19 protein-coding genes are annotated in these 19,109 nt (G+C 39.9%); 11 read left to right on the top strand and 8 right to left on the bottom strand.

Annotated elements, in window-relative coordinates:
* The first annotated feature begins 70 nt into the window (after positions 1-70).
* The 3 genes from D0T51_RS00580 to D0T51_RS00570 are packed head-to-tail and all read left to right on the top strand — an operon-like array spanning position 71 to position 2,258.
* The gene (locus tag D0T51_RS00580; RefSeq protein ID WP_163723855.1) at positions 71-523 is read left to right on the top strand and encodes a helix-turn-helix transcriptional regulator; all 453 of its coding nucleotides are present in this window, start codon (positions 71-73) and stop codon (positions 521-523) included.
* 50 nt (positions 524-573) lie between these two features.
* The gene (locus D0T51_RS00575) at positions 574-1,359 is read left to right on the top strand and encodes a dihydroorotate dehydrogenase electron transfer subunit (RefSeq protein ID WP_163723853.1); all 786 of its coding nucleotides are present in this window, start codon (positions 574-576) and stop codon (positions 1,357-1,359) included.
* Positions 1,347-2,258, top strand: coding sequence for a dihydroorotate dehydrogenase (locus tag D0T51_RS00570; protein WP_163723851.1), 912 nt, complete (start codon positions 1,347-1,349; stop codon positions 2,256-2,258). Before D0T51_RS00575 ends, D0T51_RS00570 begins: the two co-directional genes overlap by 13 nt.
* Positions 2,259-2,275: 17 nt before the next feature.
* Here D0T51_RS00570 and D0T51_RS00565 read toward each other — a convergent pair whose 3' ends face one another.
* Positions 2,276-3,040 carry an exodeoxyribonuclease III gene (locus D0T51_RS00565; RefSeq protein ID WP_163724595.1) on the bottom strand — a complete coding sequence of 255 codons (765 nt, stop codon included), beginning with the start codon at positions 3,038-3,040 and terminating at the stop codon, positions 2,276-2,278.
* 243 nt (positions 3,041-3,283) lie between these two features.
* On the opposite strand from D0T51_RS00565, the gene D0T51_RS00560 reads away from it, so the two are divergent.
* The gene (locus tag D0T51_RS00560) at positions 3,284-3,988 is read left to right on the top strand and encodes an MgtC/SapB family protein (RefSeq protein WP_163723849.1); all 705 of its coding nucleotides are present in this window, start codon (positions 3,284-3,286) and stop codon (positions 3,986-3,988) included.
* 3 nt (positions 3,989-3,991) lie between these two features.
* Here D0T51_RS00560 and D0T51_RS00555 read toward each other — a convergent pair whose 3' ends face one another.
* The 3 genes from D0T51_RS00555 to serB are packed head-to-tail and all read right to left on the bottom strand — an operon-like array spanning position 3,992 to position 6,021.
* The gene (locus tag D0T51_RS00555; protein ID WP_163723847.1) at positions 3,992-4,462 is read right to left on the bottom strand and encodes a C-GCAxxG-C-C family protein; all 471 of its coding nucleotides are present in this window, start codon (positions 4,460-4,462) and stop codon (positions 3,992-3,994) included.
* A 5-nt stretch (positions 4,463-4,467) separates the two neighbouring features.
* Complete coding sequence (locus D0T51_RS00550) at positions 4,468-4,770, bottom strand: Dabb family protein (protein WP_163723845.1); 303 nt, start codon at positions 4,768-4,770, stop codon at positions 4,468-4,470.
* Positions 4,771-4,788: 18 nt separating this feature from the next.
* The gene (gene serB / locus D0T51_RS00545) at positions 4,789-6,021 is read right to left on the bottom strand and encodes a phosphoserine phosphatase SerB (RefSeq protein ID WP_163723842.1); all 1,233 of its coding nucleotides are present in this window, start codon (positions 6,019-6,021) and stop codon (positions 4,789-4,791) included.
* Positions 6,022-6,170: 149 nt separating this feature from the next.
* Here serB and D0T51_RS00540 point away from each other — a divergent pair, with 149 nt between their 5' ends.
* The gene (locus tag D0T51_RS00540; RefSeq protein ID WP_163723840.1) at positions 6,171-6,695 is read left to right on the top strand and encodes a hypothetical protein; all 525 of its coding nucleotides are present in this window, start codon (positions 6,171-6,173) and stop codon (positions 6,693-6,695) included.
* A 303-nt stretch (positions 6,696-6,998) separates the two neighbouring features.
* A complete protein-coding gene (locus D0T51_RS00535) occupies positions 6,999-7,502 on the top strand; it encodes a thioredoxin-like domain-containing protein (protein WP_163723838.1) in 504 nt (167 codons plus the stop codon).
* A gap of 564 nt (positions 7,503-8,066) precedes the next feature.
* Here D0T51_RS00535 and D0T51_RS00530 read toward each other — a convergent pair.
* The 4 genes from D0T51_RS00530 to rlmD all read right to left on the bottom strand — a co-directional run bounded on the left by D0T51_RS00530 (position 8,067) and on the right by rlmD (position 13,988).
* On the bottom strand, positions 8,067-9,224 hold the full coding sequence (locus D0T51_RS00530) for a T9SS type A sorting domain-containing protein (RefSeq protein WP_163723836.1): 1,158 nt from the start codon (positions 9,222-9,224) through the stop codon (positions 8,067-8,069).
* A 466-nt stretch (positions 9,225-9,690) separates the two neighbouring features.
* On the bottom strand, positions 9,691-11,064 hold the full coding sequence (locus D0T51_RS00525; protein WP_163723834.1) for an aminopeptidase P family protein: 1,374 nt from the start codon (positions 11,062-11,064) through the stop codon (positions 9,691-9,693).
* 115 nt (positions 11,065-11,179) lie between these two features.
* Positions 11,180-12,565, bottom strand: coding sequence for a transglycosylase SLT domain-containing protein (locus D0T51_RS00520; protein WP_163723832.1), 1,386 nt, complete (start codon positions 12,563-12,565; stop codon positions 11,180-11,182).
* Positions 12,566-12,572: 7 nt separating this feature from the next.
* Positions 12,573-13,988: a 23S rRNA (uracil(1939)-C(5))-methyltransferase RlmD gene (gene rlmD / locus D0T51_RS00515; RefSeq protein WP_163723830.1), complete on the bottom strand. Its 1,416-nt coding sequence runs from the start codon at positions 13,986-13,988 to the stop codon at positions 12,573-12,575.
* 197 nt (positions 13,989-14,185) lie between these two features.
* On the opposite strand from rlmD, the gene ppdK reads away from it, so the two are divergent.
* The 5 genes from ppdK (at position 14,186) to D0T51_RS00490 (ending at position 19,104) form a co-directional block, all read left to right on the top strand.
* Entirely contained in the window at positions 14,186-16,906 is a 2,721-nt protein-coding gene (gene ppdK, locus D0T51_RS00510; RefSeq protein WP_163723828.1) for a pyruvate, phosphate dikinase, read from the top strand.
* 270 nt (positions 16,907-17,176) lie between these two features.
* Positions 17,177-17,560, top strand: coding sequence for a LytTR family DNA-binding domain-containing protein (locus tag D0T51_RS00505; RefSeq protein ID WP_163723826.1), 384 nt, complete (start codon positions 17,177-17,179; stop codon positions 17,558-17,560).
* Positions 17,561-17,562: 2 nt separating this feature from the next.
* Positions 17,563-18,213, top strand: coding sequence for an FHA domain-containing protein (locus D0T51_RS00500; protein ID WP_163723824.1), 651 nt, complete (start codon positions 17,563-17,565; stop codon positions 18,211-18,213).
* 130 nt (positions 18,214-18,343) lie between these two features.
* Positions 18,344-18,592 (top strand): hypothetical protein, encoded by a 249-nt coding sequence (locus tag D0T51_RS00495; RefSeq protein WP_163723822.1) that lies wholly within the window; start codon positions 18,344-18,346, stop codon positions 18,590-18,592.
* A complete protein-coding gene (locus D0T51_RS00490) occupies positions 18,589-19,104 on the top strand; it encodes an FHA domain-containing protein (RefSeq protein ID WP_163723821.1) in 516 nt (171 codons plus the stop codon). Before D0T51_RS00495 ends, D0T51_RS00490 begins: the two co-directional genes overlap by 4 nt.
* The last annotated feature ends 5 nt before the right edge of the window (positions 19,105-19,109 follow it).

Below are 19,109 nucleotides of genomic sequence, written 5' to 3'. Positions count from 1 at the left end.
AAAGTTTCAGATTTCTATAGATTGCAGACAAAATGGCATACAAACAGAAGAAATATAACAATAAAAGCAGATGAAAGATCGGATCATTAAGGTTATGGAGAGAGAAGGAATGACTTCTTCCAAGTTTGCAGAGGCTATAGGTATTCAAAGAGCAGCTATGTCTCATATAATATCGGGAAGGAATAATCCTAGTTTGGATGTTATATCGAAGATACTTCAACGTTTCCCTAAAATAGACTCGGATTGGTTGCTTTTTGGAAAAGGGGAAATGATAAGAGGCAAAAGAGGCATTGAAGAGTTGGATTTATTCTCTACTGCTGCTCTATTTTCGGAAGAAAGTACGTCTGTCCCTGAATATCGCAAGGAAAATGAATTAAACCCACCCCCTAATTGGACGAAACAAGCAAATACAGAGCAAGTTATAATCAAGGAAAAGCCTCCTAAGAAAATCACGAAAATAATGGTTATTTATTCAGATGATAGCCTGGAGACCTTTATACCGGAGAAAAGCAAGAAAGAATAATATAAATACCGGCTTAATGCTGTATCTTTGTACGGAAATAGCAATTTTGTATGAAGAAGTATATTTTAGATATGAAAGTGACGGAAAACAACCGTCTTCATCCCAATTACTGTCTATTAAAATTAACTACCGATGAGCTTTTACCGGAAATGCTTCCCGGTCAATTTGTCGAAGTTCGTGTAGATAACTCCCCTACGACATTTCTTCGTAGGCCGATCTCTATAAACTTTGTAGATCGGAATAAGAATGAATTATGGTTGCTTGTTCAGCTTATCGGAGACGGGACAAGAAAAATGGCGACTTATCGTCCGGGAGAAACAGTTAATGTTATGCTTCCATTAGGTAACGGTTTTACCATGCCGGATAAACAATCCAATAAAAAGAAATTCTTGTTAGTAGGTGGTGGTGTAGGTACAGCTCCATTGCTTTATATGGGTTGGTGTCTGAAAAAAGAAGGCTTTGAGCCTTATTTTTTATTGGGTGCCCGTTCGGAAGCTGATCTCATGCAGTTGGATGCGTTTAAGCAGTTAGGAGCTGTTTTTATTACTACCGAAGATGGTTCTACCGGAGAATCAGGATATGTAACGAATCATTCTGTACTAAAAAATGAATCTTTTGACTTTATATATACATGCGGTCCCAAACCGATGATGGTTGCCGTGGCAAGATTTGCGGCTGCGAATTCGATCGCTTGTGAAGTCTCATTAGAAAATACGATGGCCTGTGGTATAGGTGCTTGTCTATGTTGTGTGGAAAAGACGAAAGAAAATCACAATGTATGCGTATGTACCGAGGGGCCTGTCTTTAATATTGATAAATTATCATGGCTAAATTAAATGTAAATATAGGAGATCTTCACCTGAAAAATCCGGTGATGACAGCTTCCGGTACTTTTGGATATGGTACGGAGTACGCTGATTTTATTGATATAGAGCGATTAGGGGGTATTTTCGTCAAAGGAACGACCCATGAGTTACGAGAAGGAAATAACTATCCCAGAATGGCTGAAACGCCTTCGGGTATGTTGAATGCTGTTGGTCTTCAAAACAAAGGGGCTGATTACTTTATAGAACATATTTATCCGGAAATCAAAGATTTGGATACAAATATGATTGTAAACGTAAGTGGTTCTTCCGTAGATAGTTATGTGGCTTGTGCTGAAAAGATTGCCGGTTTGCAGAATATTCCTGCTATTGAATTGAATATATCTTGCCCCAATGTGAAACAAGGAGGGATGGCTTTTGGCGTGACATGTGCCGGAGCTTCGGAAGTGGTACGGGCTGTTCGTAAGGTATATCCTAAAACGTTGATTGTTAAATTATCACCGAATGTTACGGATATCACGGAAATAGCCCGTGCAGTAGAAGCGGAAGGGGCTGATTCAGTATCTCTTATCAACACCTTATTGGGAATGGCCATTGATGTGGAAAAACGAAAACCAGTTTTATCAACCGTCACCGGAGGCCTTTCTGGTCCTTGTGTGAAGCCGGTAGCTCTGCGTATGGTATGGCAAACATTTAAGGCTGTTCAAATACCTATCATCGGTTTAGGAGGCATTGCTTCCTGGCAGGATGCTGTAGAATTTCTCTTGGCAGGGGCTACAGCTATACAGATCGGTACCTACAATTTTGTAGATCCGACTATTTCCATCCAGGTGATTGATGGTTTGAATGCGTATTGTGACCGACATGGATTTCAATCTGTCGATCAATTGGTGGGAGCCCTCGATTGTTAGTCTGAGGGCTTCTTTCTTTAGGGTTTCAGCGTCAATACTGCCGGGCAATGATCGGAATGTACAATCTCATTTAAGATATAGGCATTTTCAATCATTGACAGCAGGTTTTCGCTAGCCATACAATAGTCCAATCTCCACCCTTTATTGTTTTTCCTAGCATTAAAGCGGTAACTCCACCAGGTATATTCTTTTTTCTCCGGATTTAATAGGCGGAAAGTATCTATAAATCCTGCAGATAAAAAGCGAGTCATCCATTCCCGTTCTTCAGGAAGGAATCCGCTGTTTTTGGCATTGCGTATCGGATCGTGGATATCTATTGCTTCATGACATATATTATAATCACCGCACAAAATGAGTTTAGGTCTTGTTTTTTGAAGTGCTAATACATAGGTTTGGAATGCCTCCAGCCACTCCATCTTGAAACTTTGTCTTTCTTCTCCACTGGTACCGGAAGGATGATACACACTGATGATGGATATATCCCCATAGTCTGCGCGTATGAAGCGTCCTTCCTGATCATATTTTTCAATCCCCATCCCATATTCAACATGATCCGGTTCGCGCCGGCTAAGGATAGCAACTCCGCTATATCCTTTTTTCTGTGCACAGAACAGATAACTTTTATAGCCAATCTCTTCAAATACTTCAGAAGGAAACTGATCCGGTTGTAATTTGGTTTCTTGCAAACACAATACATCCGGAAGTTCTTCCTTTAACCAGGTAGGGAATTCTTTACCAATTGCAGCACGCAGGCCATTGACATTGTAGGTTATTATTTTCATCATTTGTTTTATTAGTATCAAGCATTATATGAAAATCAAAGGTACCATTTTTTTATGTAATTGTAAATTTATTTGTTTCACATGAATGTATATTCCCATCTGTTGATAGGAATACCACCTATATTTCTTCTGATTTTCAGGTTATTTCTTATATTTATAGAATATAGGATGCGCCTTGGCATAATTCAAATGAGTTTGGCTCTGCGCTCGGCTTTTACTATATTTGCAAATAAAACAAGTGTTATGTTGGAAGAGTTGATAATTATATTGGAAAGTACAGAAATTACTCTTTATACTGCTGCCGTACGATTAGGTATTAGCTTTATATTGGGCGCTATAATCGGGGTGGAAAGGCAACTGCGTAGAAGAGATGCGGGAATGCGTACATTTTCTTTGATATGTATGGGTTCTACCGCAGCCATGCTTATTTCTATCTGGATTCCTCAGATATATCCGAATTTTTTGAATGGGGATCCGGGGCGTATTGCTGCACAAGTATTGACCGGAATCGGCTTTTTGGGTGCTGGGGCTATTATCCAGAGCAAAGGGAGTGTACAAGGCCTGACAACAGCGGCATGCATTTGGGTAATTGCAGTCATTGGACTAGCTGTTGGCTCCGGGATGTATGGTGCCGCTATCATAACCACTTTTGCCGCTTTGTTTGTTTTGCTTTCTATGGAAAAGCTGGAAAAACGTATGTTTCTTGATGGGGTCAATAAAATTTTGGTGATAACATGCTCTACTTCCGCTCCCGAATTAAAGAAGATACGCAAGATCGTGGAAGATAAAAATATCTATATAGTCAGTTTTTCTTATGAAAATGATTACGAAAAACAGCAGTCTGTTATTACATACAAAGTAAATGTAAAACAAAAATCAGCTTATAGTGTACTATTCTCTGAAATACAAAGCTTGGGTTATGTTACTCAAATTCGGCTATTAGCTTGATCCTTAGTCCAACTCGCCTGATAACATTTTATTGGTAATATCAGCAGCATCTGCAACAAGCCGTGTGCAAGGCCTACTGGAATAATATGCCGGTGTACGGGCTTCCGGTGTAGCCTTGTTTACTTCCGGTTTTCTTTTCAGGATATTTTTACAAATAATCGTTTCGTGTTTTTCCTTGAACAGATCAGCCATTTTTTGTACCATGGCATAATTACGGGTACGAGCATTCAGGTCGGTGGTATCAGGTACAGGGTATTTGAAGCCTGCCAGCATTGCCATTGCACTAACAGTTCCACACACCTCACGCATACGTCCTAAGCCCCCTCCAAAAGAAACACTCATCATACTGCCGGTTTTTTGATCTATGTCAAAGAGGTCACAATAGGCAAGAAATATAGCCTGGGCACAATTATATCCGGATTCAAAATTCTCTACTGCCTGTTTTATCCGGGCTTCTGGATCAAATTCTTTCATGTTGTTTAAAATTCATAATCGACACAAGCCCTATCTGCTTTTACGGGGGCTATAATTTCTTTGGATACAGCGACATGTGCCGGATGCGTAGCATAGGTTTTAACATCGGCCAATGTATCCAATTCGGTTGTGAGGATAAGATCCCATGTTTCTTCAGGGTTCATATTGAAGTCGACTTGAATAAATCGTAAACAATCGATTGTATCGATCAATGCTTCCAGATTTTCTTTTATTTCCTGCATTTTCATTTGTTTCTCAATAGAGCTGTTGAACTCTGTGAGCTTGAACATTACAATGTGTCTGATCATAAGTAAAATGTTATTTTATTAATATATATTCTCATCTTCAAGATAGGAGTCTTTATACCCCAAAAAATATAATATACCATCCAATCCAATGGTTGAAATGGATTGCTTAGCTGTTTCTTTTACCTTGGGTTTGGCGTGGAAGGCGATCCCTAAACCGGCTATACTGATCATGGGAAGGTCATTGGCACCGTCACCAACAGCCACCGTCTGGCGGATATCCACTTTTTCAACTTGTGCTATCAGACGTAGTAATTCGGCTTTTCTTTTTCCATCTACTATATCTCCTACATAGTTGCCAGTCAGTTTTCCGTCTACCACTTCCAGTTCGTTGGCGTATACATAGTCGATATTGTATTTCTTTTTCAGGTAGTTACCGAAATAAGAAAATCCTCCGGAGAGAATAGCTATCTTAAATCCTACTTTTTTCAATACCGACATCAGGCGGTCTACGCCTTCGGTTATAGGCAGATTCTCAGCAATCTCTTGCATGACAGAGACATCCAGACCTTTCAATAAGCTACAGCGTTGCCGGAAGCTCTCCGCAAAATCAATCTCACCACGCATCGCTGCTTCGGTGATTTTTTTGACTTCTTCTCCCACACCGGCACGTATGGCTAATTCATCGATCACTTCGGTGTCAATCAATGTCGAATCCATATCGAAACAAATAAGCCGGCGCATGCGTCGGAACATACTCTCTTCCTGAAAAGAAATATCCATTTCCTGTTCAGCAGAAAGACGCATAAATTCGGCCTTCATCTTTTCTTTGTTTAGCGGGGTACCCCTTACGGAGAATTCAACACTGGCTTTGGGAGAGCGTTCGCTCTCTTCCAGGGCTATACGGCCGGTTAAGCGTTTGATATCATCTATATTCATCCCTTGTTCAGCGACAATGCGTGAAACACCGGCAATTTGTTTGGCCGTAAGTTTGCGCCCTAAAATAGTAATGATATACCGGTTTTTACCTTGCATACTTACCCATAGATTATAATCTTTTTCCGAAATAGGGCTGAAGCGAATAGCCACATCTAATTCATAACTCTTGAAAAGAAGTTCTTTTAGTATGTTTCCCGAATTACCTGCAGTGCATTGAAACATAATACCTAACGATAAATGGCTATGAATATCTGCTTGTCCGATATCTAAAATGACAGCATTGTTTTTGGCTAAGATTTCTGTTAAGGTGGCAGTTACGCCTGGTCGGTCGGTTCCATTTATATTTATTAGTATAATTTCGTCTTTTGCTTCCATCTTATGTTAAATTTTCCACAAAGGTATATAACTTGTATTTAAAATGTAGAAAATAATAAACAAATTTATATATTTGCTTTATACGACCTTGATTATTGTTTAATAAGAACCTGGAACCTTAATAAGTCCTGACGGGCAGGCAGATAACTATGCGAATACAATTTGAAATTAAAGAAAAATTGCCTGATATTGTCACAGAAATACTGTGTTCTGATAAATGGCTGTCATTGGTTCTTGAAGAAAAAGAACACTTTAAACGTATATCTATTAAAGATCCTTATTTTGAATCAGAAGCTTTGGTGGAAATTTGGAAATATGAAGTGCATATTAAAACGGCCTGGTCTAATTTTACGTACCGTATATATCAGCAGGGAGGAACGGTATGGTGTGAATATACCGGCGCTTATCGTGGGTTATTGGAACAGAAGTTGTTACCGAGGTTGACTCCTAAAGAGAATTTCCTGAATGCCGAAGTGTCTAACAGTGTTTTACTGGATAAAGGAAAAGAGACCCTATTCAAGTACAGCACCGAAAGCCGGAAGTTGAAGAGTCCTGCATTAGGCGATGAGCGGAAAAAGAAAGAGGCGGACTTTGTTCCTAAAAAACATCCCCAGGTGGTTTATGACGAATTTATCAAAGTAGGGGTTCCTTTGCCGCCTCCTTTGGAAGAATAAGGGGGAGGCTTCTCCTTATTTTTTATGTTTTAAAACAGGTTAATTTTTATTTCTTTTATGAGATGAAAATATAAAAAAGCTTGAAAATCAACATATAATTATAGAAGGCTTTGGATGTTGGGGTATTTTCTTCTTATATTTGCAGCCGTTTAACAGGAGAAAGAAGTCCTTAGAGAAGGACGACGTTCTTGCTGTATTTCCTGAAAATCAGGAGTCAGAGAATAAGATGAAGTTTGAAATAATGGAATGTATTTCATTTCGATTTTCTTTTTTTCTGATCAAGTCTAACGTAAATATGACATTATGAGAGTAAGAACTTATGTTCTCATTGCTTCGATTGCCATGTTATTCATGTCTTTCGGATCAAAAGAAGCGAGACCTGTAAAGGGGTTAAACCCTGGAGATATCGCTCCGAGAATAAAGTCTTTAGGAAACGAAAAGAGTTTTAGTTTCCAAAAACATTCAGGGCATTACATTTTGTTGAACTTTTGGGCAGCTTATGATGCCGAGTCACGCGCCCGTAATGTGCAATTAATGAATGAGATTAACCAATTCGGCTCGAATGAAATTGTGGTTTATTCTGTTTCTTTTGATGAGAAAAAATCGGTTTTTTCGGAAACAATCAAAAATGATGGATTAGATGAAACAACACAGTTTCATGAAGAATTAGGGAAAGTGTCAGAGGTGTATAAGGAGTATCGTTTAAAGAAAGGATTCGGTAGCTATCTTATTGATGACCAGGGTGTAATTGTTGCTTCTAATCTTTTACCCGGCAAACTGACAGAAGTATTGAATCGATTAAATTAAAATTTACATGACACAAAAGCCTGCTTTTATATAAAGCGGGCTTTTTTTATGCCTAATAGCGGCTATTCTCAGTCAAATTAGATGAGTAAAGGAATTGCTGACGATCGTCAGCACAATTGCTGATAATTATCAGCACAATTGCCGACGATTATCGGCAATTGTGCCGACATATGTCAGCAATTTTATTTTCAGTGAATGAAGCATTCGATTATTCGTTTTTTTTGTTCATACCCGCATGTCTTTCTAGGAAATACGGGGCAGAAAGGAAATGTTTATCGAAATGATAGGAATACCTATGTGTTTGTATGTAAAGTCAGTGAAAATATACGCCAGAAAAGGGACATAAGGGGAAAGGAAAATTGTAACCTTCTTTTTATTTATAAGAGTATTACTGAATAGGTGGTAAACCTATCACGTATAATAGGGATTTACTGTTATTGAAACAGGGAGGGATTGAAAATTATCAGTCATGGAACTATTAGAAGCGTTTTAAGGGCTCTTTCAAAAAAAAGTCTGTTTTTGAAAAAAAACAGACTTTTGAGTCATTTGGGGTTGTATTGAAGTTTAGGTGCGTATTTTGAATGTTTTATTTGCTATCCTGACAACATAGACAGTATGTGGGCTGACAATGTATGATTCAGAATTGTTGATTATTTCTTTTTTCACTAATTTTCCATCCATAGTGTATATGACTATGGATAGATTGTCATAGTTCGGGTTTTCGATATGAATTGTACCAGCCGTGGTGTATACTCTCACATCGTCGAGATGGATATTTTCATTAGATACCATATTTAATCTTGCCGAATTTTTCACAGTCCAGCCTATATCTTCAAAAATAGCCAAGGCGTAATCACCAAAGAACCTTGTACTTATACCAAAAGAGGTGCCAGGGATTAATAATCTACCGTTTTCATCATTGGTATAAATTCTGTCGAAGTGACAAATACTTGCTGATGTAAAATTTTCCGGTGCATGTAGTTTCAAGGGTTCTCCGTTATTCATTTTCAGAATATTGGGTCCTATATAATACAAACTATTATTGGTTAATGATTTAGAAGTCTTGTCACTTAGCTGATGTCCGTTACTATCTACAATGTATTTATCGTAAATATAAGGTTTGGTCTCTTTTTTCTTTGTCTGATAGCTGCTGATACCAAAACCATGGGCCAATTCATGCAGGGTTACGGTTATAAGGTCTTGCTGGTTGTATCTGGGTGTTTCGTGTTTAGAAAAACACCAATCTTTTGTGGAGTTAAACGCCATAGTGATGTTGTTGCCGGCGTATCTAGTTCCACCCATCAATTGGTTGATCAATTCCTGAGGGTATTTGTACCGGTTGTCCAGGTTGTTTACGTTTTGAATGTGTGTAACGTCTACAAAGCTGCTGTATGCTTCAGCAATGGTATTGTAAGCAGCCAGGTCGGCGGACCATATAGCAGAGACAGACATTTTATTGGTTAGAACAAGTGATTGTTCTACAATATTGAACGCTTCAATAACAGCCTCTTTTGCCGGAGCAGGCCAATCTTGTAAATTATAACTGTAGGGGATCATGCCTTGGTCTCTGGTATCAAAGAAGGTAATTTCTATTTTTCCGGAATGAATGGTTATGATTTCTTTAGCAAAACTCGGTTGAAAAAAAAGAAGACCTATCAGTGTAAGGATAAGAAAAGCTTTTTTCTTTCCTCTGTTTATTGATTTGTTTGTTTTATCTTCCATGATGTTTGTGTTTTATATTATTTATATTTCGACGTCTGTATATACAAAACACATAGGGTGTTAAATGGTTTATTATTAGCGGTTAATGAAAGTTAACCATAAACAAAAGAGGTGTAAAAATATCTTCTGTTTGGATGGATTGAGCTATTTGGTTAATGAGTTTGCTCTTGATTTTAGTGTTTAAGCGATTGATTTATAGATAAATATGTGTATTTTGACTTTTCTTTGCATATAATATAAAGGCCTTTCTGTATCCATACTTGATAGGTGTTAAAAGTATCATCCTTTCACATGGTTTAAAATGATAGATGTTTGCTTTTTTTGCTTTTTGAAAATCCGGATGTAGGAAATGAGAAGAAGGAATAATGAATAATACTGTCTTTATAAATGAAAAGGTTGAATAAGAAGGGTGGTTTTTATTCACCCTTTCTTATTCAACCTTTGGTTGTTTATTATAAAAAGATAATTAGCGTAAGGACTCTACTTCTTCCGTACGAATAGGTATTTTTTTACCTAAAAGGCGGGCGCCTTTCTCTGTTATCAGATAATCTTCTTCGTTGCGGATACCACTGAAATCTTTATAGGTAGCCACTTTTTCATAATTAATAAATTCAGAGAATTTATTTTCTTTTCTCCATAAGTCAATCAGTTCAGGGATGAAATATATACCTGGTTCAATGGTTAATACAAAGCCAGGTTCCAGGTTGCGCCCCAGACGAAGCGATTTTCGTCCGAACTGTGTGCTTTTTGCTCGGCCATTATAGCCTACATATACTTCTCCTAGGTTTTCCATATCATGAACATCAAGGCCCATCATATGTCCTAACCCACAAGGCATAAACAGTGCGGCAGCTCCGGCCTTTACTGCTTCTTGAGGGTCTCCTTTGACAAAGCCAAACTCTTTCAAGCCTTCCATGATGACAGTCAAGGATTTGTCGTATACATCCTCAAACAGAACACCCGGGCGAAGAGCAGCTACAGCGGCTTCGTGAGCAGCTACAGAGATGTCGTATATATCTTTCTGGCGGGACGTAAAGGTGGAGTCAGCGGGAATAGTCGAAGACATATCACCTGCGTATCCCATTTCAGTTTCAGCCCCTGCATCCAATAAGAGCATGTCGCCGCTCTTTATCATATTTCCATGATAATGATTGTGTAATGTCTGTCCATTGATGGTGGCAATGATAGGGAAAGACAGCTGATAATCATTTGCATAAGCGACTTCAGCCACGGCTGCTGCCACTTCGCTTTCACGAATACCCGGGCGTACCATACGCATAGCTGTCAGGTGCATATCGGCTGTAACAATACAAGCTTTTTCTATTTCAGCAATTTCTTCTTCGCTTTTATAGTTGCGTTGATTTACTACTCCATAGATAAAAGGAACAGATGGCTTTTCTGTTCCTGGATAAATGCCCAACCAATTTTGTAATTTTAGTTGATGTTCGGCACGATAAGTAGGCAGATAGTGGATTGCCTGCTTTTTTTGCTGGGCCTCTTTCAGGTAGGTTTCAATTTCTTTGAAAGGACGTACCTCTGTGAGACCTGCCCGTTCGCTCTTTTCTTTCAAGGTGGGTTGTGTTCCCATCCATACGATAGCATCGATCGTGAGTTCATCTCCAAAAATAATTTCCCGGTTGTTATCAATATCAATGATAGCGGATAGTCCGGCATAGGGCAAGCCGAAAAAATAGAGGAAAGTAGAGTCCTGGCGGAAATGATATGTATTATCCGCATAATTCATTCCGGATTCATCATTACCTATAAAAAGTAAAAGTCCGGACCCCATTGTTTGTTTTAGTTTAGCCCTGCGGGCCATGTAAGTTTCTTTCGCAAACATATTGTGTCTTTTTGGTTTAATGCAACCAAAGGTAGGTATTTCTTGTGAACAGGCAATTGTTCGTTGCTTTTTATTCTTTATACAGGCATGATTGGAAGAGGGTGAAGGAGAGAGGTTAATTGGAAGTTTTTGATTTGTAGTAGGCGTATCGCTTCATGACTTCATGGACATAGTTGAATGTCTCTGTTCCACGCAGGTATCCATGTTTGCAGACCGGGTCATTGTAATATTCCGGGTCTCTTTTTAACCGAACATACTCGTTGACATTATCCTCCCATACTGTTGGGTCTTTTCCGTATTTTTCAGCAAGGCGCTGGGCATCATAAATATGTCCGATACCGGCATTGTAAGAAGCCAGGGTTAGTTTTATAAGTTCGGTTGCGTCTTCTACTTCGGAAAAACCTTGTCGGAAACGGCGCAAGCACTCGACACCGGTACGAACTCCTATTTCCGGATTTTTTAGTTCATGTGGAGTTACCCCCAAAGCCCTTGCAGTTCCGGGCATAATCCCCATCAGCCCTTCTGCACCAGCCCAGGAGACGGCATTCGGATTGAAATGAGATTCCTGGTAGGCTATGGAGGCTAATAGTTGCCAGTCCCAACCTAAAAGAGGGGCATATTTTTTGAACAAAGCATCATAAGGGGATATGTGTCCATTTTCTATTGGGGGAATTGTGGATTCGATAGGTTGTTTGCTTAGTTCGAAATAACGTTTAACCACAGCTTTGTAGCTTTGTTTACCTTTTCTATCGGAAGCCCAGTTATCAATTGCTGCTGCCAATTCCGGACTATTCTTTCTTACAATCCAGGAAGATCGTTGAACGAAGCTGACAGGCAGGCTTACATGGATATTCCAATAATAGGTTTTGTTCAGCCGTGCTGTATTGTCGTCGCTTATGGTATAAGGTATTTCACCTAAAGAGACCATCTCTATCAGGTCCTCTGTTGTTACCGTATCCTTCTGGATATATTTGATATGAATACCTCCCCCCAGTTCTTCGTTTAGGTTGTTCAAACGCTGGGCATAACGGGTGGATGCATTAACATACACCTCTTTATCAATTAGTTGAGTTACATCCTTTATGATTTTATCCCCCCGATTTGCCCGTTGAATCAATACCTGGGAAGAGAGGGTTTCTATCCCACAGAAAAGAACATCCTGTTTGGATAAACTGGTGTTATGCATGGGGTAGGCGACTACGTCGGCTTCTCCGGCAAGCAGCATTTCAATCAGGCGATTGCTGTTTTCTGCTACTTTGATATTCAGTTTTAAGCCCTGGCTGTTTGCGAAGTCCTTTATCAGGTCGTATTCGTATCCCATCTCACTCATCTTGTATTGAAAATAAGAGGTAGAACTGTAAAGGGTTACTGCTGTTATCTCTCCTGAATCTCTCAGTTGAGTCAGATCCCTGGAAACATATCCTTCTTTCTCTTTCCTATTGCCATAACAGGCGGTTAGAAAGAAGAGGAAAAAGAAGAGGGATACGAATGGTTTATACATGTATGTATCAGGATCTTTTTTCTAATAAGACTACGTTTTCTACATGATGTGTGTGAGGGAACATATCGACAGGCTGTACCTTTTTTACGGCATATTGTTCGTCTAATAATTGCAAGTCACGCGCCTGTGTGGCTGGATTGCAACTGACATATACAATGCGTTTCGGTTGGGCAAAAAGAAGAGTGTTGATTACATCTTCATGCATACCTGCACGGGGAGGATCGGTAATGATCACATCCGGCCGGCCGTGTGATGAGATAAACTCTTGCGTCAGTATGTCTTTCATATCTCCGGCAAAGAACAAAGTGTTTTCGATATGGTTCAAGGCCGAATTAACTTTGGCGTCTTCTATCGCTTCTGGAACATATTCGATTCCGATCACTTTCTGGGCTTTACCGGCTACGAAGTTGGCAATTGTGCCTGTTCCCGTATACAGGTCGTATACCAGTTCGTTACCAGTTAGTCCTGCAAAATCCCGGGTTATTTTGTATAGGTTGTACGCCTGTTCGCTGTTTGTTTGGTAAAAAGATTTGGGACCGATCTTAAAGGAGAGCCCTTCCATCTTTTCAATGATGTGATCTTTTCCATCAAAAAGAATAATATCCTGGTCTGTAATGGTATCATTGCATTTGCCATTGATAACATATTGCAGAGAGGTGATTTCCGGAAATTCTTCTTTCAGATGAGAAAGAAGAGCCTCACGGCGTTCTTTATCCTCTTGGTAGAAAACTACCACTACCATGAGATCGCCTGTGGAAGTTGTACGAATCATTAAGGTGCGCATAAAACCTTCCTGGTTGCGCAGGTCAAAGAATGGATATCCTTCCTGTGTCAGGCAAAAGTGTTTGATGGAGAGGCGGATCCGGTTGGAAATATCATCCTGAAGCCAACATTTATTAATATCCAGTACCTTGTCAAACATTCCGGGAATATGAAAGCCCACTCCGCTCATCTGATCGAAAGTGGCTCCGGACTTAATCTGTTCTTCTGTCAGCCATTTTTTATTTGAGAAAGTATATTCCAGCTTATTGCGGTAAAAAGTGGTCCGTTCGGAACCGACGATAGGTAGGACTTCCTCCATTTCTATTTTTCCGATCCGGGTCAGATTGTCTAATACTTGTTTCTGTTTATACATCAACTGTTCGTCATAAGGCAGGTGCTGCCATTTGCAGCCACCACATATCCCAAAGTGCTCGCAGAAGGGTTCGGTGCGTGTAGGGGAGTAGGCATGAAAGTAAACGGCTTTACCTTCCGCGTAACTGTTTTTTTTACGTGTCAGCTGAATATCTACAATGTCACCAGGAGCTACATAGGGAACAAATATGACCTTTTCTTCTACTTTTGCAATAGCCTTTCCTTCGGCGGCTACACCTGTGATTGTAACCTTTTCTAATAAGGGTAATTGCTTCTTTTTTCTTGCCAAAGCTTTTGTGTTTAAAAATTTCGCCACACAAATGTACATATTTACTTGATACCAATACCTATATATAGCTATAAAACACAAAATTTATTTCAGACCAATTCTCTATCACTATGCGTAAATGACATATATTTGTACCATTGCAATCTAGACATAGCAAAATAGGAAATTGTAACCAAATAACACTATTGTATATTATTATGGAGAAAAAGAGAGTTTACACCTTTGGTAATGGAGAAGCCGAAGGAAAAGCAGAAATGAAGAATCTGCTGGGTGGCAAGGGAGCAAACCTTGCCGAGATGAATTTAATTGGCGTTCCGGTTCCTCCGGGATTTACAATCACAACCGAAGTCTGTACCGAGTACTATGAATTGGGAAGAGATAAGGTTGTGGAATTGTTAAAAGCTGATGTAGAAAAAGCAATAGCCAATGTGGAACAACTGATGAACTCCAAGTTCGGTGATATAGAAAACCCTTTGTTAGTTTCTGTACGTTCCGGTGCGCGTGCTTCTATGCCGGGTATGATGGATACGATCCTGAACCTGGGATTGAATGACGAAGTCGTAGAAGGAATGACCCGGAAAACAGGAAATGCTCGTTTTGCCTGGGATTCTTATCGCCGTTTTGTACAAATGTACGGAGATGTTGTTTTAGGAATGAAGCCTACGAATAAAGAAGATATAGATCCGTTTGAAGCCATTATCGAAGAAGTGAAAGAAGAAAAAGGCGTTCAACTGGATAACCAACTGGAAGTAGATGACTTAAAGAACCTGGTGTGTAAGTTCAAAGCCGCCGTGAAAGAACAAACCGGCAGGGATTTTCCGACAGATGCTTATGAGCAATTATGGGGAGCTGTATGCTCTGTTTTTGATTCATGGATGAACGACCGTGCAATCTTGTACCGTAAAATGGAGGGTATCCCGGCGGAATGGGGTACTGCTGTAAACGTACAGGCGATGGTATTCGGTAATATGGGAGATACTTCAGCCACAGGGGTTTGTTTCTCTCGGGACGCCGGTAATGGAGAAGATGTTTTTAATGGAGAATACCTGATCAATGCACAAGGAGAAGATGTGGTTGCCGGTATCCGTACCCCTCAGCAAATTACCCGATATGGTTCTCAGCAATGGGCTGAATTGGCCAATGTGTCAGAAGAAGAGCGAAGAACGAAATATCCTTCCATGGAAGAAGCTATGCCGGAAATCTATAAAGAATTAGATGCTATCCAAACAAAATTAGAGAATCACTACCGGGATATGCAAGATATGGAGTTTACCGTGCAGGAGGGAAAACTATGGTTCCTGCAAACGCGTAATGGTAAACGTACAGGTGCCGCCATGGTCAAAATAGCTATGGATCTGTTGCGTCAGGGTATGATCGATGAGAAAACGACTTTGTTACGTATAGAGCCGAATAAACTGGATGAATTGCTTCACCCGGTATTTGACAAAGAGGCCTTGAAGAGTGCCAAGGTATTGGCGAAAGGTTTACCGGCTTCTCCTGGTGCGGCTACCGGGCAGATCGTTTTCTTTGCTGAAGATGCTTCCGACTGGTATAAAGCCGGTAAAAAGGTGGTAATGGTACGTATTGAAACATCACCGGAGGATTTGGCAGGTATGGCAGTGGCGGAAGGTATTCTTACTGCCCGTGGAGGAATGACTTCACATGCGGCTGTTGTTGCCCGGGGTATGGGTAAATGTTGCGTTTCCGGTGCAGGAAGTTTAAATATTGATTATAAAAATAAGACGATAGAAGTAGACGGTAAAATCTTTAAAGAAGGAGATTTCATCTCTCTCAACGGTACTACAGGTGAAGTCTATGATGGAAAGATAAAGACAATGGAGGCGGAAGTGACCGGTGACTTCAACGAGTTGATGACGCTGACCGAGAAGTATGCCAAAATGATGGTACGTACCAATGCGGATACGCCTAAAGATGCTGCTGTAGCTCGTAAGTTTGGTGCTTGCGGCATCGGGCTTTGCCGTACGGAGCATATGTTTTTTGAAGGAGAAAAAATCGTTGCCATGCGCGAAATGATCCTGGCAGATAGTACGGAAGACCGTAAGAAGGCTTTGGAGAGACTGTTGCCTTATCAGAAAGAAGACTTTAAAGGTATATTCAAAGCCATGGACGGATGTCCGGTGACTGTTCGTTTACTAGACCCCCCCCTGCATGAGTTCGTGCCTCATGATGAAAAAGGGCAACAGGAAATGTCTAAAGCGATGGGATTGCCGATGGAAATTATTCGTCAACGAGTGGAAGCGCTTTGTGAATCCAACCCGATGTTAGGACACCGTGGATGCCGCTTAGGAAATACCTATCCCGAAATCACAGAGATGCAGACAAAAGCTATTTTGGGAGCTGCCTTGGAATTGAAAAAAGAAGGAGTCACAGCCATTCCGGAGATCATGGTTCCTTTGACTGGTATTCTGTATGAGTTCCTGGAGCAGGAAAAGATTATCCGTCGTACAGCGGATGAGTTGTTTGCAGAAAAGGGAGAAAAGATTGCTTATAAGATTGGTACAATGATTGAAATTCCGCGTGCAGCTTTGACGGCTGATCGCATTGCCTCTTCTGCCGAGTTCTTCTCTTTTGGAACAAACGATTTGACACAGATGACATTTGGGTATTCTCGGGACGATATCGCTTCTTTCTTGCCTATCTATTTGGAAAAGAAAATTCTGAAGTTTGATCCATTCCAGGTATTGGATCAAAACGGAGTAGGGCAGTTGGTTCGTATGGCAACAGATAAAGGCCGTGCAGTACGTCCGGACTTGAAGTGTGGTATTTGCGGGGAACACGGTGGGGAGCCATCCTCTGTGAAGTTCTGCCACAAGGTCGGATTGAATTATGTATCTTGTTCTCCTTTCCGTGTGCCTATTGCGCGCGTAGCGGCAGCACAAGCGGCTATTGAAAACTAAGAATAGAGGTAATAAATAAGGAAGGGGTGTCCAAATACTCAAATTGGGCAGCCCTTCTTTTTTATTTAAGCTGTTACACCCCCAGGAAAAGTGGAACACTTTGTTTCTTGTGCATAAATATCTATCTGAATTCAAAATATATACTGGATAAATCCGTTAAATACTCAAGGGTACCAAGAAGGCTGTTTCTTCTTTTCTTTGCTGTATTGAAGAAAAAGACTAATTTTGTCGTTTGTTGTAGTTTGATGAAAGAATAATAAGCGAAACAGTATGGAGCGATACTTGATTATTAAGACTAGAGATGAATTATTACGCATAAAGATAGGACAGATTCTATATTTTGAAGCAGACAGAAATTATACCAAATTACTCTTATCAAATGGAATCCAATTTACATTTGCAATCAATATAGGAAAGATCGAAGAGATGCTGGAGCGACAGGTGGCGGGTTGTAATACCATTTTAATGCGTGTCGGTAAAAGTCACATCATTAATAAAAATCATATTTTACAAATCAATTTACCTAAACAGCGGCTTCTCCTTTTATCTAATGAAGGGAAACCCCGTGAATTGATCATTTCTAAAGATCCGTTGAAGGTCTTAAAAGAGGCTTTGGAAAAAGAGATGGGCAAACCGGAAGATAAGAAGGATTGAGAATGATAAAGATAGGAAAAGCAAACGACAATGATTATACGATTGATGCCCAATATGTGAGCCGGTATCATGCCTCTTTGGTACGTCAACCGGATGGTGTTTGGCTTTTGGAAGATTTGGGATCAACCAATGGAACTTTTGTCAATGAGCAACAGGTAGTTAAAAAAAGGGTTGCTCTGACAGATCAGCTTCGGTTTGGGGATTCGCAAACGGTTAGCCTATCTGATATATTAAGGTTTAACAATAATTACAGCGAGGAGTTTGCCGCCCTAAAAGAAGTGTATGACAACTATGTTGCGGCGAAGGTGAGAATACAATCATCCAATCAGTTTAAAATCAGATTATTTCAGTCGCTTCCTTTTGCTTTACCAGGCATTATAGGTGTCTTTATTGGTTTTTTGGGGAAAGGTAGCCCTTTGCTTTTTATTGTTAGTTTGTTGCTTGTTATCTGTGCCCCGACAATCGGTATTTTCCTGGGAGCCAAACAATCTGCTAAAGTGCCCCAGCAGTTACAAGATATAGCCAACCAGTTTAAAATAGATTATGTTTGTCCGAAATGCGGTAATTTTTTAGGAGAAATACCCTGGGAGTCGTTGAAGAACCGCAAGCAATGCCCTGTCTCTTCCTGTAAGGCTAAATGGGTAAATGAATAAATCGGTTTTGTAACCTAAAGTAAGCCTTTTGTACAATAAACCCAACCGTTTGATTATAAGATAAAATTCTCTATTTCTTAATCAATTACTTTTTCTACATTTGCTTCGGATTTATTAGATTCAAATAATTATGCAAGAGCAAGAATATACATTCGTGACTATAGACAGTGATGATGCTGTTTGGACTGATGCAGTAATTGTGGACATAGACAATGAAGATGCTTTCTTATCGGATGCAATCGTTGTGGATGAAAGTTTGGATGGATCAGACTTTATCACGATGTCAGATGATACTGTTATGTTGTCTGATTCCGATATGTGGGATATATCATCTTCAGATATGACTTTCGACGGAGTTGACGACATTATCATTCTATGATTTCAGTAAGATGTCCGCATTGCCATGTCGGGTTGAAGGTTGACGAGGGAAAATTACCCCCCGGTATTCAATCATTCAAATGCCCTAAGTGCAAAAAAGCAATACCCATTTCACTTGTATTTGCAAATAAATCGGCTGCTTCCGGTTCTTCAGAAACAACGCTTATTCAGCCACTGAAGACGAGTATGGGCACGCTGACTGTTTTGCCGGATGAAAATACACGTGAACAGATATTTCCTCTGTATGAGGGAGTTACTCTTATTGGTCGTCAGTCTGCCGCTTCCAATGCTACCATAAGCATTGTCACTGCAGATAAATCGATGAGCAGAGAGCATATTCGCATTGAAGTAAAAAAAGAAGCCAAAGGCGGATATAAACATTATCTTTCAGATAATAATAGCAAAAATCATACGTTATATAATAGCAGTTTCTTAGAAAAAGGAGAAGTTGTTGTATTGAATAATAATGACGAAATCATTATTGGTCGTACAGTGCTTCGCTTTAATGAATAAATCTA

Source organism: Parabacteroides sp. 52, assembly GCF_010500925.1.
Lineage (GTDB): Bacteria > Bacteroidota > Bacteroidia > Bacteroidales > Tannerellaceae > QVMG01.
The sequence above is the reverse complement of the archived record's forward strand: the minus strand, read 5'-3'. Positions and strand labels throughout refer to the sequence as shown.